Raw genomic sequence first — 24,517 nt, 5'->3', positions numbered from 1 at the left:
AGCGCTCCCGCTGAGGGGGCCCGCGGTCTCATGTGCCTCGTGAGCACCGGACTCCTCCGGGTGAAGGAGGCGTGACATGAGTGTCCTGACGTCCTGGGCGGCCAGATTCAGGCTGCGGCAATACGTCAAGGCAAGCCTGTGGATCGTGCCGTTGTTCGGTCTCGTCCTCGGTGTCCTCCTCGCTGAGCTCGCGCTCACCGCCGACGGCGCGGACTGGCTCCCGGGTGGCTGGCACTACTCCGCGACGACGGCGAGCGGCGTGCTCTCCGCCATCGTGGGGGCGATGGTGGCGTTGCTCGGATTCGTCGTCACCATCGGCGTACTCGTCGTGCAGCAGGCGACGGGAACCCTCTCCCCTCGCTACATGCGCCTGTGGTACCGGGACCGGCTGCAGAAGGCGGTGCTGGCGACCTTCACCGGGACGTTCGCGTTCGCTTTCTCCTTGCTGCGCAGAGTCGAGACCGACTCCGTCCCCGATCTCGGGGTCACCCTGGCCGGTATGGCGGTGGCCGTCAGCCTCGTGCTCCTGCTCATCTACCTCAACAGGTTCACCCACAATCTCCGACCGGTGGCCATCGCCGAGCTGGTCACCCGGATGGGGGAGGCCGTCTTCACGAGCGGGGCCGCGGCGCTCCACGGAGACGGAACCGTGCCGTCCGACGGTCCGGTGATGCGCCTGCGTTCCGGACGCGGTGGATCCATCCAGGCGTTCAACGTGGCCGGGCTGGTCGCGGAAGCGGCGCGCCACGACTGCGTCTTCGTCGTGACCCGGCTGATCGGCGACTCCGTACCGCCCGGCACTGTCCTCATCGAGGTCCACGGGGGCACGTCGCAACCGGACCCGGACCGGGTGACCGGTCTCGTCGCCCTCGGTGCCGAGCGGACCATCGAGCAGGACCCCGCCTTCGCCCTGAGGATCCTCGTCGACATCGCCGTCAGGGCCCTCTCCCCCGCGGTGAACGACCCTACGACCGCAGTGCAGGTGATCAATTACATCGAGTCCTTCCTGCACATGATCGGCAGCACACGCCTCCCCGGTCGATATGTACTGGCCGATCGCCACGAGCGCGCCCGGCTCGTGCTCCCGGGGCGTGACTGGGAGAACTTCCTCCAGCTCGCCGTGTGCGAGATCCGCGAGTACGGCGGGTCGTCCATGCAGATCTGCCGACGGCTCCACGCCATGCTCGAGGGCCTGCTCGACACCCTGCCGCCGTCTCAGCACGACGCCGTGCGGACGGAGATCAGCCTGCTGCGGGAGTCGATCGACCGAGAGTTCACCGACCCGGCCCGCCGGGCCATCGCGCAACAGCCCGACCACCAGGGCATCGGTGGGAAGTACCCCTCGTAGTGGGCTCGCACACGTCCGTCCGTGCCGGACCCGCACGGCGAGGGCGTCGACCGCCCTGTCGCGCAGGCCCTCCGTGATGACCTCCTCGTACCGGCCCGCTTCCGAAGGAGCGATGGCGTTGCCGGATCCCCGATCCCGCGGACGCTCACCCCCCGACGCCTCCGCCGACGCCTCGGTCGTCAGCGACGCCACGCTTACGTCTGCGTCACCCGTCCGGCGGACTCGCCGCGCGGGAGGGCGGGTGGCGCTCATGGCGTCGGGCCGACGGGGTTCGCAGAAGCACCTGGGAGAAGCCGATGACAGATGGGTCGTTTGAGAAGCTGGCCACAGAGGCGTGGATCTACGGATACCCTCTGGTCACGGCGGCCATGACAAAAGGCTCCATGACGGCGGTTCCGGCCCGGGACGACGCGCGTCGGAAGGCCCCGGTCAACCAGTTCTGCTACATGCGCGCCACCCCGGACGCCTCCTTCACCGAGGTCGTCTCGCCGAACGCCGACACCCTGTACTCCAGTGCCTGGCTCGACCTGTCCGACCAGCCTCTCGTGCTGACCCTGCCCGACTTCGGCGACCGCTTCTGGATGGTCCCGATCCTGGACGCCTGGTCCGATGTCTGCGCCGTCGTCGGCCGGCGCAAGAACGGCCCGTCCGCCGGCCCCTTCCTGATCGCCGGGCCTACGTGGTCGGGAGCGACCCCGCCCGGCCTGACCCTGTTGAAGTCGCCGACCGTCGTGAACTGGATCATCGCCCGGTACGCGACCAGCGGCCCGTCGGACTTCCCCTCCGTCAACCGGCTCCAGGACGCCACGCGCCTGATCCCGCTGTCGGAGTGGACCGGCGACCCCGATGACTACATCCCTCCCGCCGATGTCCCCGTTCCCGCCGATGCCGACACCACGACGCCGCCCGTCGACAAGGTCCACGCTCTCAGCGGCCGCGAGTACTTCACCCTCCTCAACCGGATGATGGTCGACAACCCTCCCGACCCGGCCGATGCTCCGGTCCTGGGCAGAGTCGCCAAGCTCGGTATCGCACCCGGCGCGAGCCTGGACGACCTGTCCCCCGAGGAGCTCGCGACCCTGGACGCGGGTGCGCGGCGCGGCCCGGGGGTCCTGCGCGATCTGCTCGCCCGAGCGGAGTCCGCGAACTCCGGTGGGTGGACCGTGCACCGAGGCCTGGGTGATTACGGAACCGACTACGCCAAGCGCGCGGTCATCACCCGGTTCGGGTACGGAGCCAACCTCGACGCCGACGCCCTGTACCCGCACGCCACCACCGACGCCGACGGCCGGCCTCTCGATGGTGCCCACACCTACGTGCTGCGCTTCGACGCCGGCGAAACCCCGCCCGTCGACGGCTTCTGGTCCCTCACGATGATGAATGAGCATCAGCTCTTCGCCGACAACCCGCTGAACCGCTACGCGATCGGCGACCGCAGCGGTATGCGGACCAACCCCGACGGCTCCCTGGACATCTACGTCCAGCACGAAAGCCCCGGAACCGAGCGCGAAAGCAACTGGCTACCCGCGCCCGCAGGCAGCTTCAACGTCTTCCTGCGCCTTTACTGGCCCCAGCACTCCGCCCTCACCGGTGACTGGACCCCGCCGGCCCTGCGACGCACCAGCTGAACCGCAGCCAGTACTCCAGCAGCGTTTCACCATCCGGCCTGGTCAGGAGCGTCGTCGGGTGTGTAATGGGTGGGGGGCTCCGGTGGAGGTCTTGACCGAGTGCCCCACCAACGAGTGGAGTCGCCGTTGACAGTGACAGTGAAGGGCCATGAGCCTCTGCAGGCCGTCGGGGGCGCTGGGGCCGCGGTTGCAGCACCCGGCCGTCCTCACGCTGCTGGAACGGTTCGGATCGAGGAACTCCTGGAGGACCACCCTCTTTCGAAGAGCCTGACCTCGATGCCGGGAGTCGGCGTCAGGACCGGAGCCCGGATCCTGATCGAGGGCGGCAACGGCAGCCCCTTCCCCACCGCCGGCCACCTCGCCGCCCGAGCCGACAGCTGCGGCACCCTGCTTCATCCGCGGCGAAGTGCAGCTGCGTCCAGTCCCGGCGGCTCTCACGATCCAAGCCCCGATCCTCATCCGTCATGCCCGTCATCATCACGATTGCTTGACGAAGGGGATAGGGCCCCGGGGCCGAGGACGGACAGCGCCCCCACGTGCGAGCGAGCTATGACTCCCCTACCACCGTCCGCCCTTCCGTACGGTGCCAGATGAGCCGGGAGTGAACGGCCCTGCGCCTTCGGCGCGGTGCTCAGTCGGTTTCACGACACGGTCCTCTTCCGGCTCCGCTGCCCCGCGGACAGTGAAACGTGGACGCTGTCCTGCCTACCCGAACGTCCGATGTCCCCATCCATCAGGTGTGCGGTACGACTGCGACAGGACAGGAGGCGTGGTGGATGACGGCGTGGGTGACCGATCCGATGTGAGCGCCCCTGGCTGCCCTCCGCCGGCCGACGACCACGAGGCGAGCGTCCGACGCGGCCTCGATGAGATGCTCGGCTGCCCGTCCCGAAGCGGACACCTCCGCCACCTCCGTCGCCGGAAACCTGTCCCGAAACGGTCGTACCGCGTCGGCAAGCGCCGCCGCCCTCTCGTCCTTCGCGGCCGCGCTGGAGTGGTGAACGAAGGATTCATGCCATGTGTGCACGATCTCCAGCGGGACATGGTGCCGCCCGGCGAAATCGAACGCGAAGGACAGGAGCTCGTCCTTGACTTCGTTCACATCCAGACCGAGCACCACCTTCCGGCGGCTGCTCCTCTCGGACGCACCGGAGCTGTCCTTCTCGTATCCGGGGCGAACGAGAACCACTGGACGCTCGGCTTCCGCGATGACCTCCTGCCCTACCGAACCGACGATGAACCCGCGGACGCCACCCAGCCCATGAGAGCCGACGACGAGCAGCTCCGCCTCGGCAGCGGCGGCGAGCAGCACGCTGACGGGCGCGTCTTCGACTTCGTCAGCGGTCATGGAAAGGCCCGGCTGCCGGGACCCGACACGCCGCTCGGTCTCAGCCAGCACGCCTTCCGCCGCGCCGGCACGATCTTCGTGCGACACCTTCATCGCCCCCAACTGATGCTCCGCCCACCGCGTGGCGTACACCAGTCGCAGATCCTCGCCGCGCAGCGCCGCCTCGTCGGCGGCCCAGTCCACCGCCGCCACGCTTCCTTCAGAGCCGTCCACTCCCACAGTGACAGGTCGGGACATGCTGCTCTCCTCACCTCGGGCCATCGCCGACAGGCCCTCACGGGGCGCCGCTGGGCATCCTTGTGCGAGAGCACCTCGTCGAGAAGCTACCGAGTCGCCGAAGGAATGGTGTGCGCAGTGTTCGACGACGCTGCCGAAGTACCCCGTCCGGCGGAGGCACCGGGATGGCCGCCCTTTCGCAGACCGAGTCGTGTCGCGGCGGTCAGATCCGTCAGGCCGGCCAGGAGCAGGACGAGGATCCTTCGGCCGAGGTCGGTGGGGCCTTCAGCACCGACCTCGACGGTGGAGCACCCGATCCGCAGGACTCAGCAGCCGACGTCCGGCCATGTCCCCGACGTATCGACGGACGATCTGGTCAGGCCAGGACGTGCAAGAGCGGCAGGCCGCACCCTGAGAGTCACCGGCAGGGCCGCGCCGACCTCGCCGCCCACACCCTCCGGGAGGGGGCGGTCCGCTTCGATGAGGATCTCCTTGCCGCGCAGGATCTCGACCTCCGGTCTGTTCACGTGCACGCCCGTCCTGAGCTCACCACGACCCCGTGCAGCCGGTGCGCCCGTGTCGCACCCCGTCTGTGGTGATGCGGCACGTGGCGGACTTCGAGGGGACGAAGGCCCGCAGGCCGCCCGGGTAGTTCGACGCGGCTCCGCGCAGCACGCGGGAGACGTTGGCCTGACGGTTGGCCACCACCGCGTCGACGCCCGCGTACACACGTCCGAGGACGCAGGTCCGCCCGTGCACGACGGACTCCGCCTGCGCAGCCCGGCATCGTGGTGGTCGTCCACGAGTTCCGGGGGCAAGGCTCCAGTGGTCACCGACCGGCACGACGATGTGGCGCCGGCCACGACCGGCGTGGTCCTGGCTGCCTTCGGGCAGGGGATTTCCCGCTGCCGGGACCGCTTGAAGCACGAGCGGATCGCCGCCGCCCTCCACGGCGGGGTCCCTCGCTGGTGGGCCTCGTCCTGGAAGCACCGGGCAGGCCCGTGTGCGTCTGCCGGCGCCGTCCGTTCACCGCGAGCCGATGCCCCGGGTCACTGCAGACCGATGCGCCGCGCGATCTCTTCGGTGTGCCGCAGACGCGCGGACGCTTCCTCGCCGAGCGCCGCGACGACTCCGGCGACGACGGTCTCGACCACGGCGAGGGTGGGCACCAAACTGTCGTACGGCGACGGCGTCGTGACCAGGCTGGTCAGCACGACCTCGGCGTGCGCGGAGACCGGGGACAGCCATCGGTCGGTGAACAGGACGACCTTCGCCCCCTGTTCCAGGGCGAGTTGGGCCATGGTGACCTTGTCCTGCTCGTAGCGGCGGTAGTCGAAGACGACCAGGACGTCGCGGCGTGTGAGCGCACCGAGCGCCGCGGTCCGTTCTACGTCGCCCGCGGGCAGGAGGCGGATGTCGCCTCGCAACTGCATGAGGTGCAGTCCGAGGTACTGGGCGAGGAGATGGGTGAAGCGGCCGCCGGCCAGGGTGATGCGCCGTCTGCCGTCGGCCAGGAGCGAGACGGCGTGTTCCAGGTCGTGCGGCGGGAGTTCGGTGAGGGTCTGCGCGACGGCGGAGCTGAACAGCCTGCTGCCCTGCCCGAGAAGGGACGCTTCGCCGTCCGCCGCCTCGTCGGTACGGGCGCGGTCGGCGGATTCGAACAGGGACAGGGGCGAGGCGTTGCGTTCGTCGAGTTCCTCGCGCAGGGCGGTCTGGAAGTCGGGGAAGCCCCGGTAGCCGATCCGGTTGACGAAGCGGATGACGGTGGGGGCGCTGACGCCCGCCCGTTCGGCGAGGACGGCGACGGTCTCGAAGCCGGCGGAGGGGTAGTTGGCCAGGAGGACGCGGGCGACCTTGCGCTCGGCCGGGCTGAGGTCGCCCAGCTTGTGCCGGATCACGTCGGCGAGTGCGCCAGAGGCCATCGCGGGTTCCTTTCTCGGTCGTCGGCGGGCGTGCGGCCCGCGTGCCGAGCCTAATGCCGATCATCTGAGCCGCGTTCCAGGCCACCTCGGGGGCAGTGACGGGTGCTCCCGCACCGGGCAACGGCGCGATGAACCGGTGCGGGAGCGTCGGGGGCAGCGTCAGTCGCTGCGGCTGTCGCCGAGGTCGGCGATGAGGGAGGCGAGCAGGGCGACCCTGACCGGGACCGTACGGACGTCGAGCCATTCCTCGGGGGTGTGGTCGGCGCCGCCGACCGGTCCCAGGCCGTCCAGTGTCGGGACCCCTGCGCCGGCGATGGTGTTGGCGTCCCCGACGCCGCCCGTCGCCGTGGCGCCGAAGGTCAGGCCCAGGCGTTCGCCGATGTCCTGGGCCCGGTCGAGCATCCGGTGGGAGGCGGCCGTGTCCTCCATCGGCGGGCAGGACGCGAGTTCCTCGACGGTGACGCAGGTGCCGGGAACGACGGGCCGCGAGGCGGCCTCTTCGAGGGCGAAAGCGGCCGCGCGCAGGCCGCTGTCCGTGGCCGAGCGGATCTCGACGAGGAGTTCCGCCTCGGGGCAGACGATGTTGAAGCGGCTGCCCGCGCGCACGACGCCGACGTTGAGGGTGACGCCCTCCCACGTGCCGTTCAGCGCTTGGAGGGCGATGACGAGGTGGGCGGCGGCCAGAGCCGCGTTCGCTCCGCGTTCGGGTTCGATGCCCGCGTGTGCGGCGCGGCCTGTGACGGTGAGCCTGAAGTCGGCCACCCCCTTGCGCGCGATGACCAGGTCGCCGTTCTCCCGGGCGCATTCGAGGGCGAGGGCGTAGTGCGCCCCTTCGGCCGCCCGCCGGGTGACCGGCCGGCTGACGGGTGAGCCGATCTCCTCGTCGGGCGTGGCGAGGAAGACGAGTTCCGCGTAGTCCTCGATGCCTGCCGAGGCGAGGATCTCGAGGGCTGCGAGGCCTGCGACCAGGCCTCCCTTGTCGTCGCTGACGCCGGGTCCGTGGGCGAGGGGCCCCCTGAGGGAGAAGGGGCGTTCGGCGGCGGCCCCGTCGTCGAAGACGGTGTCCATGTGCGCGGCGAGAAGGATTCTGCGGCCTCCGTCGGCGACGGCGAGGCGACCTTGTCTGCGGCCGATGAGCACATCTCCGGTGCGGTGTCCCTGGGCCGGTGGCAGCGGGACGCGTTCCACGGAGAAGTCCAGACGCTCCAAGTGGGCCCGGACCAGGTCGGCGACCCGGTTGACGCCGTCGGCGCTGTACGAGCCGGAGTCGATCGCGACGAGTTCGGCCAGGTCTTCCAGGTACCGCGCCTGGTGTGCGCGGGACAGGGACAGCAGCGCTTCTTCGAGGGGCTGCTGCCGGGGCGGGGCGCTCACAGGACCTTCGAGAGGAAGGCGCGTGTGCGTTCCTGCTCCGGGTCGGCCAGGACCCGTCGGGGGTCACCGGATTCGACGACGACGCCTTCGTCCATGAAGACGGCCAGGTCACCGACTTCGCGGGCGAAGCCGATCTCGTGCGTGACGACGACCATCGTCATGCCGTCGTCCGCGAGCCGGCGCATGACGTCGAGGACGTCGCCGACGAGTTCGGGGTCGAGCGCCGACGTCGGTTCGTCGAACAGCATCAGTTTCGGTTTCATGGCGAGGGCGCGGGCGATGGCGACGCGCTGCTGCTGGCCGCCCGAGAGCTCGGCCGGGTAGTGGCCCTCCCGGTCGGCGAGCCCCACCTGGTCCAGCAGGGCCCTCGCCTCGTCGCGGGCCCGGTCCCTGGCGGTGCCGGCGACCTTGACGGGGGCCTCCATGACGTTCTGGAGGGCGGTCATGTGCGGGAAGAGGTTGAACCGCTGGAACACCATGCCGATGTCGCGCCGCCGGGCGGCGACCTCGCGCTCGCGCAACTCGTGGAGACGGGTGCCCTGCGGCCGGTAGCCGACCGGTTCGCCGTCGACGGAGAGCCGTCCTCCGTCGATCTTCTCCAGATGGTTGATGCACCGCAGGAACGTGGACTTGCCGGAGCCGGAGGGTCCGAGGAGACAGCACACCTGGCCGCGTTCGACCGTCAGGTCGATGCCCTTGAGGACCTGGAGCTTCCCGAAGTGTTTGCGCACGCCCTCGGCGTGCACCATGGGCGTGTTCAACGGCCCTCCTCCTTGTGTGTGCGGCCGCGCAGGGCGGTGAGGGGTCCGGCGCACAGGCGTCGAAGTGGGGAGGCCTCGGCGCTGCGGGCCGTGCCGCGCCCGTAGCGGCGTTCGAGCCACGCCTGCGGGACGCTCAGGGCGCTGACGAGAGCCAGGTACCAGAGCGACGCCACCACGAGCATCGGGATGACCTGGTAGTTCTGCCCGTACACGTCCTGGATGTTGGACATCAGGTCGTGCGCTGCGATCACCGACACGAGGGCGGTCATCTTGAGCATGTTGATCGTCTCGTTGCCCAGCGGCGGGATGATCACCCGCATCGCCTGGGGCAGCACGATCCGCCGCATGGTGAGTGCCGGGCGCATGCCGAGCGAGTGCGCCGCCTCGGTCTGCCCCGCGTCGACGGACCGGATCCCGGCGCGGACGATCTCGGAGGTGTACGCGGCCTCGTTCAGGCCGAGCGCGAGCAGGGCCGCGACGGCCGGGGTGAGCAGGGTGTTGGTGTCGGCCTGGAGGAAGGTGACGCCGGTGAACGGGACGCCGATCATCACGTGCTGGTAGAGGGCTCCGGCGTAGCCCCAGAAGATGATCTGTACGAGCAGCGGGGTGCCACGGAAGACCCACACGAACAGCGACGAGAGGGCGTACAGGACCGGGTTGTCGGAGAGACGCATGACGGCGACGAGGATGCCGAGGCCGAGGCCGAGGGTCATCGCGGCGACGGTCAGCCACAGGGTGGTGGCCAGGCCGTCGAAGACGAGCCCGGCGAACAGGTAGTGGCCGACGACGTCCCAGTGCAGGTTGCCGTTCTTCGCGAGCGAGCCGATGAGGCCGGCCAGCGCGGCGACGGCGGCCACCGCCGAGAGCCGGCGACCCCAGTGGTGGACGGGGACGATCTCGAAGGTGTCGGGTGCGAGGGGGTCGCCGGTGTGCGGGGTGCCCACGGGGGTGGTGGTCATCTCTAGTCCACCGCCGCGTTCTTGGTGGCTTCCTTCACGGCGATGGAGGCGACGCCGTACTTGTCACAGATCCTGGTGAGGGTGCCGTCGTCGATCAGCGCCTGGAGCGCCCGCCTGATCGCGTCGGTCAGTTGCGGGAGCCGTTTGCCGACCGCGATGCCGTTGGGCGAGGCACGGTAGCCGGCCGGCGCCTCGGGGTCCTCGGCCAGGTCGAAGGCCTTGCCGCCGTCCGCGGTCTTGGCCGACCAGCCGGCGGCGGGCTTGGTGACGACCTCCGCGATCACCTTGCCGGAGCGCAGGGCGAGTTGGGCGTCGGAGTCCTTGGGGAAGGTCTGGACGTCGGCCACCTTCCGGCCGACGGCCCGGCAGGTGGCCTGGTGGGCCTCGAGCAGCTTGTACTGGTTGGTCGCCGCCTGGACGCCGACCTTCCGGCCACAGAGGTCGTCCAGCGTGCTGATCTTCGCCGGGTTGCCCTCGGCCACCAGGATGCCCGAGCCGGAGCGCGAGTAGTCGACGAAGTCGACGACCTTCTGCCGCTCCTTGTTGTCGGTCAGCGCCGACATCGCGGCGTCGAACTTGCCGGCCTGGAGGGCGGGCACGATGCCGTCGAACTTCGTCGGGGTGAAGGCGAACCTGACGCCGAGCTTCGCACCCAGGGCCTGGCCGAGGTCGTAGTCCAGGCCGGTCAGCTCCTCCTTCCCCTCGGTGACGAACATCGCGAACGGCGGGTAGGGGACGTCCGTGGCCACGCGCACGGCACCTGCCTTCTTGATCTGCTCGGGCAGGGCCTCATGGAGGGCCGCGTCCCGCGTGACCGTGACCCCGGCGACCCTGCCCACGGCCGCCGGCTCACCACCGGTATCGCTCGCGCCGCAGCCGGAGACCACCGCCAGAGCCGCGCAGGCCAGCACGGCAGTCGCCCCGCGGCGGGGCACAGAGATGTACATCAACGTCGTTCCCTCTCGGACGTCCGAAGCGAGCGGAATCACCTCCGCCGACGTTTCAGAAGTTACACATCAATGCTCGCAATGGCTAGATGTAACGTCCATTACGCGCGGACGTCCATCGTGCGACGCGCCGAGCCGTGCCGCCGCCACCACACCGGATGACCGACGCGGTCCGAGGCTGATTTCGCCGGGTCATTTGGGGGTCTGGCCCAGGTTCTGTGGTTGGTGACGCTGGGTGACGGATTCTCGGGGTCGGCAGCGTGGAGAGATCGTCCGGATCTCGAGGGTGCCGTACCCCAGATGGCTGACCGTCGGCGGTCGTGTCGCAATCATGGTCGTGGCTCGGCAAGTTGCTGTTCTCCTCGCTGCCGCAGGTGGAGGTCGTCCATGCCGAAACGCCGGGTCTCGTGGTCAGGGTCGAGGCAAGACTCGCTACGTCGGGCGCCGTGTGCCCCGGCTGCGGGGTGTGGTCGGAGCGCGTACACGGCTCCTACCTGCGGTATCCGTCGGATCTGCCCAGCTGTGGAAGGCCGGTGGTCGTGTCGCTGCGGGTGCGCCGGTTCACTTGCAGGCAGGCGTCGTGTCCGCGGCGGACCTTCGTCGAGCAGGCGGACGGGCTGACCCGCCGGAACGGCCAGGTCACCGAGCGGCAGCACGCGTCGATCGCGGACCTCGGCCTGGCTCTGGCGGGACGGGCCGGCGCGCGGATGGCCGTGCTGCCGGGCATCCGTACGAGCCGCAGCACCCTGCTGCGACGTGTGATGGATCTGCCCGACCCGGCTGTCGGCACCCCCGAGGCGGTCGGTGTCGACGACTTCGCACGGCGTCGGGGCCATGTCTGCGGCACGGTGATCACGAACGCGGTCACCCATCAGGTACTGGATCTGCTTCCGGACCGCGACGCTGCAACGCTCTCCCCCTGGCTGGCCGGGCACCCACAGATCGACGTGATCTGCAGAGACCCTGCCAGCGCCTACGCCGACGCTCGCCGGCGACCTCGCCCGGCGCACGGGACCGGGCGTGCCCCTCGGGCACGACGTCCGGGCGGGCGGCATGGCCGAAGACGCTCACGGGGCCGCCCGCGGCACGCGCAACGCCCTGTTCGTCGCGATCGGCACCGGCGTGGCCGCCGCACTCGTGTGTGACGGCGTCACCGTCACCGTCGGAGGATACGCCGGGGAACTCGGGCACCTGCGTGGGAGACGCGCGGCAACTCGACCGCTGCGGCAGCCCTCACCCGGTACGCCAAGCTCACGGACCTCCATGCGCCGCACGCTCCGGACATCGCGACGACCGGACTGCGCGTCCGCCGGGACGGCCCCACCACGCACGACCACGCCCCTCCGAGCTCTGCGCCGAGGCCAGGGCGGCCGGCGTCGGTGACCTGGCGGTCTTCGGGTGGCACGGGCTCGCCTTCGAGTCCCTGAGAGACCTGCTGACCGTCGCCCGCCGACCACACCCCGGCACGGACTCTGCCGTCGTCCGAGCGTCTCTCAGCCGCGCGCGTCCTGCCTGAGGAGGCTGTCCGCTTCGCCGTGCTCGCGCACCGCGATCCGTGACAGCTTGGTCAGCATCATGCCGTTGCGGACCGCGACGACGTAGTCCACCGGCAGTCCATGCATCCGGGTACCAGGACCGCGGAGCGGATGCCAGTCCAGGATGAACAGTGTGTTGTCGCCCCAGGGGATCAGGTTCATGGCGATGCGTGCCGCGCCGAACGGATGGGCCCTGGCCTCCAGCTCCAGCCGGTGTCCCGGATCGCAGATGCGGACGACGCACGTGTCGTCGAGGGTGAGGGGACCCACGCCGACCCGGACGCGCAGGCGTGCGCCCACCTGGGGCCAGTGCGTGTCCGCCGCGAGGACCTGCTGGGTACCCGTCACCCACTCTCCGTAGCGATGGCCGTCGGACAGCAGGTTCCAGACCTCGGACGGTGAGCTGAGGATCAGACGGCGGTTGCGGGCCACATCGACCACGCTCCTTGACCAGGTGAGGATGCCGCAGCACAGCGAGCCATAGTCCGGGGGCCACTCCACGGCGAACCAGCGCTGCCGTCGCCGCGTCGCGCACGGAACACCTCCTCGGTCGCGGCGCGCCCATCGACAGTATCCGCATCTCGCGCCGCGAGCATCCGCAGCGGGATCCGGCCGACATCCGCGGGGCGCGGTCCACCGCACGGGGAGAGGTCACGTCGGAGCGGCGCACCACTCGGTACGGCGCGTGGCCGGTCTCTCGTACAGCCAGGGCCAGTGGGCGACCCCCAGGAGCGCCCACACCAGGGCTGCCGGGGACCAACCGCCCGCGAAGGCACCCAGGAGCAGCGGCACGACGACCACGGGCCCACCGCACTTCAGCCCGCAGCGGGTGGCCGGGGCCTCAGTTCCGGGCGTTCAGTTCCGCCACGATCGAGGCCGGCGTGTGGCCGCTGCTGTCGGACACCCGGTGGAAGTCGACCGAGACGAAGTTCGGGTCGCGGCCGCCGGCCGCCGCGCGGCACTGCTGGGTGACGCGGTCCCGCAGCTTGGTCCCGTTAACGAGAACGCCGCCACGAGTTCGAGGAAGCGCTGCGCGGCCTCCACCGGGAGAACGCGCACCTCCGGACCCAGGCGACCGGGCCGCTGCCGCCGTACAGCTTCGTCGAAACCGATTGACCACATGGCCCCGCCCGACGTCACTCCGACGAGGCGGACGAACCCTCGCCACGCTTCGCGCGGGGCTTCACGGCCAGACGGGAGAAGAGAACCGTTCGGCCACCGGAGCGAAGGAGTGGGCTGACATGTCGAAGACATCGCACCTCCCCGGGCGGGCGGAGCATCAGTGGGCCTGGCAGAGGGCGGCCGCGTGCCGCGGTCTGGGCACCGAGGTGTTCTTCCACCCGGAGGGTGAGCGCGGCAGGAGCCGGGTGAAACGCGAGGAGGCCGCCAAAGCGGTCTGCGACCGGTGCCCCGTACGGGCCCAGTGCCTGCAGCATGCCGTCAGTGTGGCCGAGCCCCGTACGGAGTCTGGGGCGGCCGCACGGTGAGCGGGCGTCAGCCGTCCACGGGGACCGGGGCGGTTGCGGCGTAGCCGAACCCGGCGGGCTCGAGACGGAAGGGAAGGCAGTCATGTCGACCCAGAACGCACTTCTCATCCTCGCGGCGGCGGTCGCCGTACTGGTGGCAGCCGGGTTTCCTGGTCCGAGCCCTCCCGCTCGGCGGGGGGCACGACGAAGCCGCGCGGCGTCGGTCCGCGCTCCCGGGCACGGACAGATGCACAGGGGGCCCGGGCGCCCGCCGGCAACCGTGGAACGCCCGTGTCCGTGCCCGCTCAACGAGCCGGCCATCCCTCGGTGCCGCGGATCGGCACCGTCCCGCCCATCACCCCACCGCCTGCCCGCCGCGGGCGACGCCCCCTCAGGCGCCGCCGCCGGCCCCCGACAGGCGCCGGATGTAGTGCGAGCGGCAGCGCCCCCGAGCCCAGGCCCCGTACGCCGGCCCTGCCCGGCGTCGCCCGCACCTTCACCGCCTCTCGCGAACATCCGGACCATACGCGGCCCGGCACCCCCGCGGTCACGCACAGTTCCAGCATTCCTGCTGGTCAGGGTGGCCGTCCTGCCTGTACCACCAGCAGACGAAGAAGCTGCTGGGCTCCGATCAAGCAGCCCAGCACCCTGCGAGCGGGCGGCATCCGCCCCGCCCGCCTTCCGCTGCGATATGCAGTCCCTTGTCTGGTTCGGATGATGCCTCTCGCCAGCGGTGACGCCCCTCGGGAAGTGGTGCCCGCTGGGGAGAATCTGGGGAGAATGAAGGCCGTTGGGGAGCGGCTGGGGAGAATCGACCGCGTAGACCGGCGTCACCATGAAAGCCCCGGAAACGAGCAAACTCGCAGGTCGGCACGGCCGATACAGCCGTCTGCGCAGGTCAGCGGCCCACGGGCGAGGACTTCTCGTCGATCTCGTCGTGACGGCGGCTCAGGGGCCTGGCATCCTGGTCGCCGTGTTTGATACGGCAGGCGGTCCCGGCCACGCGGCGCAGGATCGGTTCGGTCGCGAGGAGGGTGAGCGGGACGACGACGGCGAGCGTGGCCAGGGCCGCGTACCGGATGTGCCGGTCGAGGGCCTCGATGCTGCGCTGCTCGGCGCCCATGTGCAGGTTGGTCGCCAGTACCTCTCCGTCGACGCGGCGGGCCGCCCACGTCCAGGGCCCCTGGCGCGACTCCGTGTCGTACCAGGTCACGGTTGTGTCCGCGAGCCGGCCGGACAGCAGTTTCCGCAGCCGGTCCGGTACATCGTCGCCCGTGAGATAGCCGGGACTCCTCGCCGGATCCGGTGGGGCGGACCGTGTGCCCCGGAACTCGTCGACGGCGATGTCCAGTTCGCGCAGCACGTAGCCGACGCTGATGTGCGGGGAGCGGTCCACGATGGTGCGGTGGGCCAGGACACCGATGCCGACCGCCATCGCGCAGGCCGCGACCGTAGGGAGCGCGGATCGATCAGGCGGCGCAGCGCGCCGCGCGGGCTGTCCTCGGCGGGCGTGGTGTGGGCCCGCTGGCCGAGGACCACCCCGAGCACCAGGTGCCGGGCGGCACCCGACTCCACCTCCGCGGCCCCCATCAGGTTGCCTCCCGCGGGGGTGCTCGACCCGGTCTTCAGGCCGATCACGCCGGGCCGTTCGAGGAACCGGCTGGTATTGGCCATGGTGCCGGCGCGGCCGGGGACCGTCGTCTCGCGCATCGCGACCACCTCCCGCAGGACCGGATGCTCCATGGCCCGGCGGGCGAGCACGAGCTGGTCCTCCGCGATGCTGCGCGTGGTGGGTTCGAGTCCGCTGGCGCCGGTGTACCGGGTCCCTGCCGCACCGGTGCGGCAGACTCGGTGCGGGAGTGGGACTCCTGCGCGGCGGTCCCGTCGACCGTGGTCTCCGGGCCTTCCTCGCCCACCCGAGCGGGTGCTCCCTCAGGATCTGGTACGCGGTCATGACCTTGGTGACGCTCGCGATCGGCACGGGCTCCCGCCCACCGCCGCTGTCCGGGCTGCCGATGCCCTCGGCCTCGACGACGCTCGCTTGTCCCTCTTGTGGCCACGGCAGGTCGAGGCGGGCCTGGAGAGCCCCCTCGGGCGACGCCAGGGCGGCCGAACCGGTACCGCCGGAGCCGGAGCCGGAGCCGGAGCCGGAGCCGGAGCCGGAGCCGACGGACAGTCCCATCCAGCCGCTGGCGCCGACCACCAGGACCGCGACGGCGGACACCCACACCACCCGGCTCCCGATTCCCCGTTTCCTGCCGGCCCCCACCACTCCATCGCGTGCCTACCGTCCCGCACGCTTCCATCGACCACGTCTCCATCGACGACACCTCCCACGGCTCGTTCGCACGCGAGCACCGCGTGCGTACCGAAGCCTGGAAGGCGGCCGCGTCCGAGAAGCCGGGGCCGTGCCTCCGCGAGCGCGCGGATCTGTGTCGGTCAGGTACCGGCCCATCGGCCCCACCGGAGCAGGGCACGAGACCGGCGACGCTCGGGAACCGCGTCACCCCGACGAAATTCCGACCTGCAGAAACGACCGGAAGCCAGCTCACGCGGCCGGACTCCCACGTGATGCGCTAGGACGGTGGAGGGGATCGTCGCCGGTGCCATAGCAGTGGTAGGCACCTTGTTGGGATCTGTCATCGCGCACCACTACCAGGAGCGGTCCGCCCGCCGAGCCGAGGCCCGCGCCCACTCTCACCTGCAACAAGAGCGTCTGTTCGACAACTGTGCCGCCTTCGTCGCCCTCGCCGAGGACTACCGCCGCGCGCAGTACGACCGATGGTCCAGCAGGGATGCCGACCCCTTGAGCGAGGAAGCGGCGGCCGCACGGGCCGAGTCCTACCGCCTCTACGTGGAGACACGCAGCAGCGCGTCCCGCCTCAAGCTCATCAGCAGCCAGGCTGCTGTACAACAACTCGCCGAGCAGGCCAACTCGGTGCTGGAACTCACCAGCGCGATCATCCGGACCGACGACAGGGCAGACATGCTCCAGCGCGGCAGTGCGGCTCAGCAGGCCTGCGACGCTTTCGTCGCCAGAGCCAACACCGCACTGCACGGATGACCGATCCCCCACGGACGAGGAAAGCAGCCGACGGCCACGGGCTTGAGCACCTCGCGCATAGGGCGTACCTGCGCTTCGCATCGGATGCGTACCGCTGACACGGCCTCCGGGGCAGGGGCATCGACGGGGGAAGGGCACCGTACGCGGACTGTGTGAACCGGATGCTCGTCCGTTCGGCGGTGGCACGTAAGATCCGTCGCCAGCTGCCCGGCCTGAGAGGGAACCCACGTGACTGCCCGCGTCCTCCCCGCGCTTCCCTGCGACCCGGCTCGTGTCGGCCCGTACCGGATCGTGGGCCGTCTCTAGGCGTCGGGGGGGATGGGTACGGTCCATGCCGCCCTGGACGCCGGCGGTAATCGTCTGGCGGTGAAGGTCGTCCATCCCGCTCAGACCGGTGACGAGGAGTTCCGTGCCCGGTTCCGGCGTGAGGTGGCGCTGACGAGCAGGGTGAGCGGGGCATGTCTCGTGCCGGTGGTAGCGGCGGGCTGCGATGCCGAACGTCCGTGGCTGGCCACGCCCTCCATCTCGGGCCGCACGCTCCAGGAGCGCATATCCGCGCACGGTCCTCTCCAGGACGTGATGCTGTACGCGCTGGCCGTCGGCACCGCCGCTGCCTTGACGTCGATCCACGAGGCCGGTGTGATTCACCGCGACGTCGAGCCGGGCAACGTGATCCTCTCCCCCAGCGGTCCGCGTCTGCTCGACTTCGGCATCGCGTACGCCGGGACCGGCCGCCCCCTTCGGTACCGGGGCCCCGGACACGGTCGCCTTCCGTGTGCTGTCCCAGGAGCCCGACCTGGCCGGTCTGCCCGAGGACCTCGCCCTCCTCGTGGCGGATGCGCTGTCGAAGGAGCCCGCCGACCGGCCCACCGCGCCGTCTCTGAGCGAGGAACGCGCAGGGCTCCTCGGGCATCAGACCGCCCAGGTTCTGCCACGGCACGATCCGGCGCACCCTTCGGTCGACGTTCTGGTCTCCGATCGCCGGAGCATGCCGCCCACCCATGCGGACCTGTGGCCGGCGCCCCGGCCCGGTGGACAGGCCCGCAGATACAGTTTCATCGCCGCTACGGCGGTCAGCGTCCTGAGCACCGCTGCCGTCTACACGTCCGCAGTCCGGGAACGGCAGACGCCGTCGGTCGCTGCCGCGCCCGCCGGAACATCCGCTTCCTCCTTCTCCATCACCGTCTTCCTCGGCCGCTACGGCTCCTGCCGCCGTATCCACAACGCCGACGAGTACCGGACCCACGGTCGTCGCGGTCAGCAGGCCCACCGTCACCACGCCGCCGGCCGAGCCGCAGCCGGCGTACACCCGCAGCGACTACGCGGAGCCCACCCTCAGGGAATGGTCAGCCGCGCGCGACGCCATGACAGCATCCGAACGGGGCATCGCCACCGCCATCAACGAGGAGCCCAAGGCGTTCCTTCACGACGAACGGGGACTGTCCGGGGGCGTACAGGTGACGTTCAACCCTGAAGCCCAGACCATGTTCCTCACTGCTGGGCCTCAACGACGGTGTGGGAGAACGGCGGCGATTCCACCGACATCGTCTCCCCCTCCGTGTACTCGTGCTTCCAGCCCTTCTCCACCACAAGGTCGAGGACCGTCTGCCAGCCCTCCACCGAGACGTCCGGGACACGCACGTCCGGCAGCGCCCCCCATCGTGTCCGGGTCGAAGAAACAGCTCACGTCATCCCACAGCAGGTCGGCCACCCCGCCATGCTGCCCGTCTCCCCTGCCCCGACGCACGGGGCTTTTCGCTCGTGTGTGAGGAAGCGCTCGTGGTCTCTGCCCAGCGGAGGGCGGAAGCGGCACGGCCGGCGGGCGAGGGTGGGGTTCGGGGTCGTCCGTCGATGGGAGGGGTTCGCTGTGGGGACACGGTGGAGTCGAAGTGCCGCGCGCAAGGGTGAGGTTTCGCTGGAGGTGCTGCGTGCGCGGAGTGCCGAGCTGTTCGTGGAGGTGCAGCGGGCGGATACGAAGGCGACGGCTCTGTGCGGGGTGGCCGGGGGGCTGCTGGCACTGGTCGCGGGGGTGTGGGTGTCGTCGCCGGTGGGCGGTCCGGTCGGGCCGGTCCTGGTCGTCGTGGCCGTACTGCTGGGGGCCGCCGTGGGGGCGGCGCTCATGGCTCTGCGCCCCGTTCTGCCCCGGGGAGTCGGGTTCGGGTGGGAGGGCGGCGGCGACCTTGAGGGCCTGATACGCCAGGAGGCCGGGCGGATGGCGGTGTTCGAGGAGCTCGTGCGGCGGAAGTTCGGCGCGGTCCGCTGGTCCGTCGATCTCGTCGTCGCCGCGCTGGCCGTGGCCGGATTGGGACTGTTGATCGTTCTTTGCACCCCCTGAAACCATTCCTCCCCACGAGTGGGCTCCTACGTCTGGGGGGTTATGTATCAACCACACAGAGCCGTGCTGGGCGAGCGGCTGTGGGCGCAGTTGCGCGACCTGGCTCCGGTGCGGGTGCGTCCGGCGCGCAGCGTGCTGCTCCGGCAGGGTGATCCCGGTACGCACGTGATCGTGCTGGCGGAGGGGTCGGCGCTCGTGACGCTGACCGGTTCCGACGGGGAGCGGGCGCTGTTGTCGGTACGGGGTGCGGGCGAGTTGCTGGGTGAGCTGGCGGTTCTGGACGCGAAGCCGCGTTCGGCGTCGGTGATCGCGGCGGAGGTGTGCCGGGTCCATCTCGTGCCCGCGGCCGACTTCCTTCGGTTCGTCGAGGGGAACGGGCTGGTCAACTCGCTGCTCAGACACGCGATCGCGCGGATCCGGGAGGGGGAGGCCGTCCGGCTCGAACTCGCCACCGCCTGTGTTCCCGTACGTCTGGCGAATGCTCTGAGTCGGCTCGCCAGGGCGGTCCCGGCGGGTCGGCCGGGGCTGGTCGTGCGCCTAACGCAGGCCGAGTTGTCCCAGATGATCGGGGCCTCGCGCAACGCTGTCGGTACGGCGATCAAGCCGTGGCGGGAGCGGGGGTGGCTGGAGACCGACGCCGGCGGTGGGCTGTTGATCCATGACATCGCGGCGATCGAGGCCCAGGCCCGCGGCGCGAAGTGACCGGGCACACCCGCACGGTGCCCAGTAGTGGGCACCACGGCGCGGACGGGCCGATGAGCATGGGGCAACCGATTCCCCACTCCTGGCCGAAAGGTCGGTGGCATCATGCCCCCTCTCCCGTCCGCGTCGCTCGACGTCCCGCCCGAGCAGGCGCTCCTGGCCGTCGACATGCAGGGCTACAGCAAGATCCCGGAAGCCAGGATGGCGCCGGTGCGGTCAGACCTGGACGACGTCCTCACAACCGTGCTGGCCCAGAGCGGCTTCGAGGACCCCCGGGCCGTGCCCGGCGCGTACAAGGACACCGGCGACGGCGCGATCTTCGTACTGCCGGCCAAGGACACCGCCCGGCTGATCGATCCGCTGCTCGGCCATCTGCACGCGGCGCTCGTCCGGTACGACCAGGGGCGTCTGGCCGACGCTCCGTCGATCCGGCTGCGCGCCGCCGTACACATCGGACCGCTGACCCTGCCCGACCACCGCGGCGACGCCATCAACGAGGTGTGCCGACTTCTCGACAGCGATGCCGTCCGTCAGGCCCTGGCCGCCGCCGGAGAACAGAAGAACGGTTTCCTGGCGGCCGTCCTCTCGGAGCCGGCGTACCGCCGCACCGTGCGTGCGGGACGGACGACGGAGCCGGCCGAGGAGCACTTCCTGCCGGCGGTGGCGCGGGTCGAGGGGAAGCCGCACTTCGAGGAGGGGTGCCGGCTCTACGTGCCGGGGCTGACCCCGTACCTCCTCGGCCTGGCGATGTCCGCGAAGGCCGCCGAGGCAACGCCCGGCGCCACCCGGGCTCCCGGGACGGACGTGCCGCCCGCCATGCCGCCCGCGCCGGCTGGAGCCGCGTCGCCCGCCTTCCAGATCAACGGTGCCATGACCGACCCGACGCTCATCAACCAGATCGTCGGAGACGTGCGCATCGGCCGGGGACGGGCCTGACCCCGCCGGCCCTGATCCCGTCCATGCCTCCTTCCTCCCCTCCCCGTCGCCCGTGCGGAAAGGAACTCTGCGCATGACTTCGCATGATCCGCTCGTACCTCCCGACTCCGTCCCGCCCAGCCCCGAGAGCGGCTTCCCCGTCGGTGGCTTCGGTGATGTCGGCGACTTCGCCGACCAGGCGGCCCCGCGCAGCGCTCCTGCCTGGCCCCCGATCGCACCGCCCGCCCCCTCGTGGCCCGCCGACACCCCGGTCGGTGAACACTCCGATCCGCGCGTGATCGTCATGCCTCCCCTCGATCCCGGCCCGGGACAGGTGCCGGTCACGGTGAACAACCCCGACGTGGTCGTGGGCAGTGTCGCCGGCAATCTCAACTTCGAGGTCAGGAAGGGGGACATCCTCGAGGGTCCCGTCCTGACCCGCGACGCCATCAAACAGACCCCGATGGTCCGCTCGGGGCAGTGGACCGAGGCGTGGACGCGGGCGCTGGCCCCCGGGACGACACCGGCGCGTCTGCGCAAGCCGGTGCTGATCGTCGTGGCCCCCCGTTCGTACGGGTCGACCACGTTCGCCCTGCACCTGCTCGCCGAGACCACCGACGACCTCACCCCCATCGTCAAACTGGACGCCGACTGGACGACCCCCAAGGTGGGGCGGCTCCCCCAGGAACTCCGTCACGCATACCAGCTCGATCTCAAGGACCCCGATGCGGACGGCATCTCGACGGACTTCCTCGACAATCTCGAAGACCATGCCGAGAAGCTGGGACGTCTCGGTTCCACTCTGGTGCTGACCGTGGCCGAGGAGCTCTGGAGCGGCCTCCCCGCACCGACCCGTACGGGAATCCACGTCGTCCACCTGACCGAGCCGCCGCCCGCACGCAAGGTTGTCGAGGCCCACCTGCGGGCGCGGAAGGTACCCGGTCTCGTCTCCTACCTGCGTTCCGGCAGTACGGCCGAGGACTCGCTGAACGGCCGGGACGCCGTGGAGGCGGTCCGCGCGACCGACGCGATCGAGGACGCCTGGCAGGAGCACGTACGCCTGACGGGCACCGCGCTGCCCATGGACGAGACGTCCTGGCGACCCACGATCGACGAAGAGCTCTCGGCGCGCATCACCGCCGCCCTGTCCGACTGGCGGGACAAGCTCGACATCCTGTTCGGGGAGACAACCCCGACACACCGCGGCAAGGACACCTCCCTGCCCCTCGAAGACCGCTGCCTGCTGCTCGCCCTCGCCGTACGCCAGTCCGCCCCCATGCCCCAGGTGGCCAAGGCCGCCCGCACCCTGCAGAACATCATCAGCACGAACGACGCGGCCAAGGGCGGCTTCGCCTCCACGCCCGAGGCCGTGTTCGCGGGACGGGGGCTGCGCCGCCGCGTCGTCGACGCCGGCGCCGGGGTCGACACCCACGACAACGTCGTGTTCGACCAGCCCGGCTACGGCAGGGCCGTCCTGACCTACGTCTGGGACAACTACGAGATCATGCGCGAACCCCTGCTGAAGTGGCTGGTGAACGGCGGGGAAGGCGCCGGGGACGGCGAACGCGTCGTCGAAGCACTCACCGTCCTGACCCTGCGACACGGGAACACCCCCCACTTCCAACAGCTCGGCACCCTCGCCCGAACCGGCAAGAAGGCCCTGCTCAGCGCGGTGATGGTGCAGGCCGTGCAGGACGAGCACGCGGGCCGCCACGCCTGGGGCACGCTGTACGGGTGGGCGCAGGCCGCCGAGTACGCCTCGACGGTCGTCGCCACCTGCCGCGGCGTTCTCGACACCACGGACGTGACCCCGTCCCAGGCCAGGATGGCCATGGTCCGGCTGCGCCGCGTAGCCAAGCACACCCGTGACGAATCGGTCCTGGACGAAGTCCTCGACGCCTTCGAGAAGCTGGTGCCCCGGCCCAGGGGCTTGCAGCTGCTGGTCTCCGAGGTCCAGGCCTGGCAGCAGTCGGGGAAGCCCGGCAAGGGAGGCCCTCTGGCCTTCCTCGCCCTGATGTCGGTACGGGACGACACCGGACCGTGGCTGCTCTCGCAAGGCGTGCCGCCGAGCGTGGACGTGGAACGTGCCTTGCAGACCCTGCTCGGAGACATCACCACGGCGCCGGACACCATCGAGCGGATCACGGACTGGGTCGGCGCCTCGGCCACCGACCCCGCCTCCTATGCCCGGATCCGGGACCGGCTGCTCCCGGCGCTGCGCGAACAGAAGTTGTTCAAGGCCGTCAGGGAGCTGATGGAGGCTCTCGACGGGGTTCCCCTCGAAGACGGGGCGAACGCGGCGGAGGACTTCTGGGGCCGGCTCGTCGATCCGCGCGTACGCAAGATGTTCCCGCTCACCGGGACCTCGGCATGAGGTGGCCCTGGCAACGCGCGGCCCGCGTCGCCCACTGCACCCAGCCCCGGATGCTGCCCTGCGCCACACCAGGCATCCATTTCGAGGCGACGTTCACCGTCGAATGGCGCCCCGCCCTGCGCACCCGCCCCAGCCTCGAAGACCTCGTCGTCAGCCGGACCGTGGCACGGGCCGGCGAGATCGCACGGCACTTCACGGCCATCGAGGTCCGCACCGCGCAGGACACCATCAACGCCGAGCTCGGCGCCGCGCAGCACACGCGCGGCACCTCCTACCGCTGCCTGGCCGCCCGCGCCGAACTCGGCCTGTCGGCCGAAGCACGCGCGACCATGGCCCAGCGGCAGGCCGACGAGGAGCGCGTACGGCGCCTGCGCTTCCTACGTGCCCACCTGTACGACCATCCGGACCTGTTCGTACTCGACAGGATCGAACGGCAAGCGGGCTGTCCCGGGCCTGAGCAGGTGGCGGACTGGCACCGTCTGGCCCGGTCGATCGCCGCGTCCGGCCGCTGGTGGGAACCCCTGCTCGAACAGTGGCAGAGCGTCGGCCGGGGCTTCACCGACGTCGAACTGCAGAACCGGGCCATGATCGCCCTCCACGACGCGCTCGGAGCCCTGCGCGGCGAGGAGACGCCGAGCCCTCGGTCCACGAAGACCCCGTCCCCGCCCGACCCCGCCGTCGTGGAGGGGCCGGTGTCATGAGACTGACGCTGATACGGCTCCTGCTCGACCCCCGCACCAGCTGGCGCGCACTCCGCATGCGGCGCGAACCGGCCGCCGACCGCCTGTCCTACGACGCGGTCTGGCGCCAGGCACGCATGTTCACCGCGCCGGACGAGATGGTGTACCGGATGCACGGCCACCGATTCTCCGTAGGGCAGGAGGAGAAGCGAGGGGAAGAAGGCGGTCCGGCAGGGCCTCAGGCCGGCTCACCCCGCCCGTGATGGACACACCGCGGGCCGCCTGGCCGGCCCGGGCCGCACTGGTCGACGCCGTACGCGACCGGCGAAAAACCTGCCTCTCACGCCCGGACCGCTCGCTGTACGAGGGAGACGACCGCCGTGAACGCGTCCTCGACGTCCGGGCCGACCAGCCGGCGGCGTGCGCCGGATTGTGGAAGCCGTCCATGGCGTCGAAGACCGCGCGGGCCGTGGTCGCGAAGTCCCCCTCCGAACCGCTGCCCGTCTTCTCGCGTTTCAGGGCGAAGAAGGCCGTGAACCTTGTGGGGCTTTCTGTGATGAGACGACACCTGCCGCTCGGGACCTCTGGCCACGCGTCGGCAGGTCATGGCCCGTCTGGGCGCCAGGAGCGGGAGCTCGGGGGCGGCCCGGTGGTACTGCCCCCAGAGCGCATCTGGACACCGTGCCTCGCCCTGGCACGCCATGTCGGCACGGGCTGCCTCCGACCCTGACCGCCGGGCGCTGGGGTGCGGAAGGGGCTCCGCCGACCGCATGGTGCCGTGTGAACCTTGCGCGTCCCTTGCACCGTTGTGCGACGAGTAGGGCCTGAGGCTCTCTTCATTCAGCACCGATGAAAGGCATTCCCGTTGACTACCTTCAAGAGACGTCTGGCCGCACTGTCCGTTGGCCTCATGGCGGCCGGTGCGGTCGTGACCGGGACGACG

The 24,517-nt window shown here is 70.7% G+C and carries 22 protein-coding genes and 4 pseudogenes; 15 read left to right on the top strand and 11 right to left on the bottom strand.

The features are described 5' to 3' along the window. Positions 1 to 76 precede the first annotated feature (76 nt). The 3 genes and pseudogenes from ACFYUS_RS33195 to ACFYUS_RS33185 all read left to right on the top strand — a co-directional run. A complete protein-coding gene (locus ACFYUS_RS33195) occupies positions 77 to 1,348 on the top strand; it encodes a DUF2254 domain-containing protein (RefSeq protein WP_388860647.1) in 1,272 nt (423 codons plus the stop codon). 383 nt (positions 1,349 to 1,731) lie between these two features. Next, positions 1,732 to 2,976: a DUF1254 domain-containing protein gene (locus ACFYUS_RS33190; protein WP_388860644.1), complete on the top strand. Its 1,245-nt coding sequence runs from the start codon at positions 1,732 to 1,734 to the stop codon at positions 2,974 to 2,976. A 225-nt stretch (positions 2,977 to 3,201) separates the two neighbouring features. After that, positions 3,202 to 3,348: pseudogene (locus ACFYUS_RS33185) on the top strand (transposase); the annotation flags it as partial. Positions 3,349 to 3,709: 361 nt separating this feature from the next. Here ACFYUS_RS33185 and ACFYUS_RS33180 read toward each other — a convergent pair. From ACFYUS_RS33180 to ACFYUS_RS33150, 7 genes and pseudogenes are all read right to left on the bottom strand, one after another. Beyond that, a complete protein-coding gene (locus ACFYUS_RS33180; RefSeq protein ID WP_388860641.1) occupies positions 3,710 to 4,561 on the bottom strand; it encodes a universal stress protein in 852 nt (283 codons plus the stop codon). A 305-nt stretch (positions 4,562 to 4,866) separates the two neighbouring features. Then, positions 4,867 to 5,314 (bottom strand): annotated as a pseudogene (locus tag ACFYUS_RS33175) (hypothetical protein); the annotation flags it as partial. A 275-nt stretch (positions 5,315 to 5,589) separates the two neighbouring features. Next, positions 5,590 to 6,462 (bottom strand): MurR/RpiR family transcriptional regulator, encoded by an 873-nt coding sequence (locus tag ACFYUS_RS33170; RefSeq protein ID WP_388860638.1) that lies wholly within the window; start codon positions 6,460 to 6,462, stop codon positions 5,590 to 5,592. 159 nt (positions 6,463 to 6,621) lie between these two features. Next, complete coding sequence (locus ACFYUS_RS33165; RefSeq protein WP_388860636.1) at positions 6,622 to 7,836, bottom strand: M20 family metallopeptidase; 1,215 nt, start codon at positions 7,834 to 7,836, stop codon at positions 6,622 to 6,624. Continuing rightward, entirely contained in the window at positions 7,833 to 8,585 is a 753-nt protein-coding gene (locus ACFYUS_RS33160; RefSeq protein ID WP_388860695.1) for an amino acid ABC transporter ATP-binding protein, read from the bottom strand. Before ACFYUS_RS33160 ends, ACFYUS_RS33165 begins: the two co-directional genes overlap by 4 nt. A gap of 8 nt (positions 8,586 to 8,593) precedes the next feature. After that, positions 8,594 to 9,556 (bottom strand): amino acid ABC transporter permease, encoded by a 963-nt coding sequence (locus ACFYUS_RS33155; protein ID WP_388860633.1) that lies wholly within the window; start codon positions 9,554 to 9,556, stop codon positions 8,594 to 8,596. A gap of 2 nt (positions 9,557 to 9,558) precedes the next feature. Next, positions 9,559 to 10,503 (bottom strand): ABC transporter substrate-binding protein, encoded by a 945-nt coding sequence (locus ACFYUS_RS33150; protein WP_388860630.1) that lies wholly within the window; start codon positions 10,501 to 10,503, stop codon positions 9,559 to 9,561. 320 nt (positions 10,504 to 10,823) lie between these two features. Between ACFYUS_RS33150 and ACFYUS_RS33145 the strand changes: the two are divergent. Both ACFYUS_RS33145 and ACFYUS_RS33140 read left to right on the top strand, forming a co-directional pair. Beyond that, positions 10,824 to 11,435, top strand: a pseudogene (locus ACFYUS_RS33145) (transposase family protein); the annotation flags it as partial. A gap of 88 nt (positions 11,436 to 11,523) precedes the next feature. Further along, a complete protein-coding gene (locus tag ACFYUS_RS33140) occupies positions 11,524 to 11,886 on the top strand; it encodes an ROK family protein (RefSeq protein ID WP_388860627.1) in 363 nt (120 codons plus the stop codon). A 110-nt stretch (positions 11,887 to 11,996) separates the two neighbouring features. On the opposite strand, the gene ACFYUS_RS33135 is transcribed toward ACFYUS_RS33140, so the two are convergent. Together ACFYUS_RS33135 and ACFYUS_RS33130 are read right to left on the bottom strand one after the other, a co-directional pair. After that, positions 11,997 to 12,470: an SRPBCC family protein gene (locus tag ACFYUS_RS33135; protein WP_388860624.1), complete on the bottom strand. Its 474-nt coding sequence runs from the start codon at positions 12,468 to 12,470 to the stop codon at positions 11,997 to 11,999. A 219-nt stretch (positions 12,471 to 12,689) separates the two neighbouring features. Continuing rightward, positions 12,690 to 12,839, bottom strand: a complete 150-nt coding sequence (locus tag ACFYUS_RS33130) for a hypothetical protein (RefSeq protein WP_388860621.1) — start codon at positions 12,837 to 12,839, stop codon at positions 12,690 to 12,692. A gap of 210 nt (positions 12,840 to 13,049) precedes the next feature. On the opposite strand from ACFYUS_RS33130, the pseudogene ACFYUS_RS33125 reads away from it, so the two are divergent. Further along, positions 13,050 to 13,154: pseudogene (locus tag ACFYUS_RS33125) on the top strand (GvpL/GvpF family gas vesicle protein); the annotation flags it as partial. A gap of 125 nt (positions 13,155 to 13,279) precedes the next feature. After that, entirely contained in the window at positions 13,280 to 13,525 is a 246-nt protein-coding gene (locus tag ACFYUS_RS33120) for a WhiB family transcriptional regulator (RefSeq protein WP_388860618.1), read from the top strand. Between the two features lie 877 nt (positions 13,526 to 14,402). Here ACFYUS_RS33120 and ACFYUS_RS33115 read toward each other — a convergent pair. Further along, entirely contained in the window at positions 14,403 to 14,939 is a 537-nt protein-coding gene (locus ACFYUS_RS33115) for a hypothetical protein (RefSeq protein ID WP_388860615.1), read from the bottom strand. Between the two features lie 1,191 nt (positions 14,940 to 16,130). Here ACFYUS_RS33115 and ACFYUS_RS33110 point away from each other — a divergent pair. Beyond that, the gene (locus tag ACFYUS_RS33110; RefSeq protein ID WP_388860612.1) at positions 16,131 to 16,568 is read left to right on the top strand and encodes a hypothetical protein; all 438 of its coding nucleotides are present in this window, start codon (positions 16,131 to 16,133) and stop codon (positions 16,566 to 16,568) included. A 318-nt stretch (positions 16,569 to 16,886) separates the two neighbouring features. Then, complete coding sequence (locus ACFYUS_RS33105) at positions 16,887 to 17,936, top strand: protein kinase (RefSeq protein ID WP_388860609.1); 1,050 nt, start codon at positions 16,887 to 16,889, stop codon at positions 17,934 to 17,936. A gap of 123 nt (positions 17,937 to 18,059) precedes the next feature. Here ACFYUS_RS33105 and ACFYUS_RS33100 read toward each other — a convergent pair whose 3' ends face one another. After that, entirely contained in the window at positions 18,060 to 18,209 is a 150-nt protein-coding gene (locus ACFYUS_RS33100; RefSeq protein ID WP_388860712.1) for a hypothetical protein, read from the bottom strand. Positions 18,210 to 18,489: 280 nt separating this feature from the next. On the opposite strand from ACFYUS_RS33100, the gene ACFYUS_RS33095 reads away from it, so the two are divergent. The 6 genes from ACFYUS_RS33095 to ACFYUS_RS33070 all read left to right on the top strand — a co-directional run bounded on the left by ACFYUS_RS33095 (position 18,490) and on the right by ACFYUS_RS33070 (position 23,837). Then, positions 18,490 to 18,903 (top strand): hypothetical protein, encoded by a 414-nt coding sequence (locus ACFYUS_RS33095; protein ID WP_388860606.1) that lies wholly within the window; start codon positions 18,490 to 18,492, stop codon positions 18,901 to 18,903. A gap of 63 nt (positions 18,904 to 18,966) precedes the next feature. Continuing rightward, positions 18,967 to 19,605 (top strand): Crp/Fnr family transcriptional regulator, encoded by a 639-nt coding sequence (locus ACFYUS_RS33090; protein WP_388860603.1) that lies wholly within the window; start codon positions 18,967 to 18,969, stop codon positions 19,603 to 19,605. Between the two features lie 105 nt (positions 19,606 to 19,710). Then, the gene (locus tag ACFYUS_RS33085; protein WP_388860600.1) at positions 19,711 to 20,541 is read left to right on the top strand and encodes a hypothetical protein; all 831 of its coding nucleotides are present in this window, start codon (positions 19,711 to 19,713) and stop codon (positions 20,539 to 20,541) included. A 73-nt stretch (positions 20,542 to 20,614) separates the two neighbouring features. After that, positions 20,615 to 22,894, top strand: a complete 2,280-nt coding sequence (locus ACFYUS_RS33080) for a hypothetical protein (RefSeq protein WP_388860597.1) — start codon at positions 20,615 to 20,617, stop codon at positions 22,892 to 22,894. After that, positions 22,891 to 23,595, top strand: coding sequence for a hypothetical protein (locus ACFYUS_RS33075; RefSeq protein WP_388860594.1), 705 nt, complete (start codon positions 22,891 to 22,893; stop codon positions 23,593 to 23,595). Before ACFYUS_RS33080 ends, ACFYUS_RS33075 begins: the two co-directional genes overlap by 4 nt. After that, positions 23,592 to 23,837: a hypothetical protein gene (locus ACFYUS_RS33070; RefSeq protein WP_388860709.1), complete on the top strand. Its 246-nt coding sequence runs from the start codon at positions 23,592 to 23,594 to the stop codon at positions 23,835 to 23,837. Before ACFYUS_RS33075 ends, ACFYUS_RS33070 begins: the two co-directional genes overlap by 4 nt. Positions 23,838 to 24,517: the final 680 nt, after the last annotated feature.

Origin of the sequence: Streptomyces sp. NPDC004284, from assembly GCF_042874035.1 — a bacterium.
GTDB lineage: Bacteria > Actinomycetota > Actinomycetes > Streptomycetales > Streptomycetaceae > Streptomyces.
Note: the sequence above shows the minus strand (reverse complement) of the source record. Positions and strands in the feature narration are given on the sequence as shown.

Coding starts and splice junctions, on each gene's coding strand:
- ACFYUS_RS33195 (WP_388860647.1), top strand. CDS start 77: ATGAGTGTCCTGACGTCCTGGGCGGCCAGATTCAGGCTGCGGCAATAC.
- ACFYUS_RS33190 (WP_388860644.1), top strand. CDS start 1,732: ATGACGGCGGTTCCGGCCCGGGACGACGCGCGTCGGAAGGCCCCGGTC.
- ACFYUS_RS33180 (WP_388860641.1), bottom strand. CDS start 4,561: ATGTCCCGACCTGTCACTGTGGGAGTGGACGGCTCTGAAGGAAGCGTG.
- ACFYUS_RS33170 (WP_388860638.1), bottom strand. CDS start 6,462: ATGGCCTCTGGCGCACTCGCCGACGTGATCCGGCACAAGCTGGGCGAC.
- ACFYUS_RS33160 (WP_388860695.1), bottom strand. CDS start 8,585: ATGGTGCACGCCGAGGGCGTGCGCAAACACTTCGGGAAGCTCCAGGTC.
- ACFYUS_RS33155 (WP_388860633.1), bottom strand. CDS start 9,556: ATGACCACCACCCCCGTGGGCACCCCGCACACCGGCGACCCCCTCGCA.
- ACFYUS_RS33150 (WP_388860630.1), bottom strand. CDS start 10,503: ATGTACATCTCTGTGCCCCGCCGCGGGGCGACTGCCGTGCTGGCCTGC.
- ACFYUS_RS33120 (WP_388860618.1), top strand. CDS start 13,280: ATGTCGAAGACATCGCACCTCCCCGGGCGGGCGGAGCATCAGTGGGCC.
- ACFYUS_RS33115 (WP_388860615.1), bottom strand. CDS start 14,939: ATGGCGGTCGGCATCGGTGTCCTGGCCCACCGCACCATCGTGGACCGC.
- ACFYUS_RS33105 (WP_388860609.1), top strand. CDS start 16,887: ATGGGTACGGTCCATGCCGCCCTGGACGCCGGCGGTAATCGTCTGGCG.
- ACFYUS_RS33085 (WP_388860600.1), top strand. CDS start 19,711: ATGCCCCCTCTCCCGTCCGCGTCGCTCGACGTCCCGCCCGAGCAGGCG.
- ACFYUS_RS33080 (WP_388860597.1), top strand. CDS start 20,615: ATGACTTCGCATGATCCGCTCGTACCTCCCGACTCCGTCCCGCCCAGC.
- ACFYUS_RS33075 (WP_388860594.1), top strand. CDS start 22,891: ATGAGGTGGCCCTGGCAACGCGCGGCCCGCGTCGCCCACTGCACCCAG.
- ACFYUS_RS33070 (WP_388860709.1), top strand. CDS start 23,592: ATGAGACTGACGCTGATACGGCTCCTGCTCGACCCCCGCACCAGCTGG.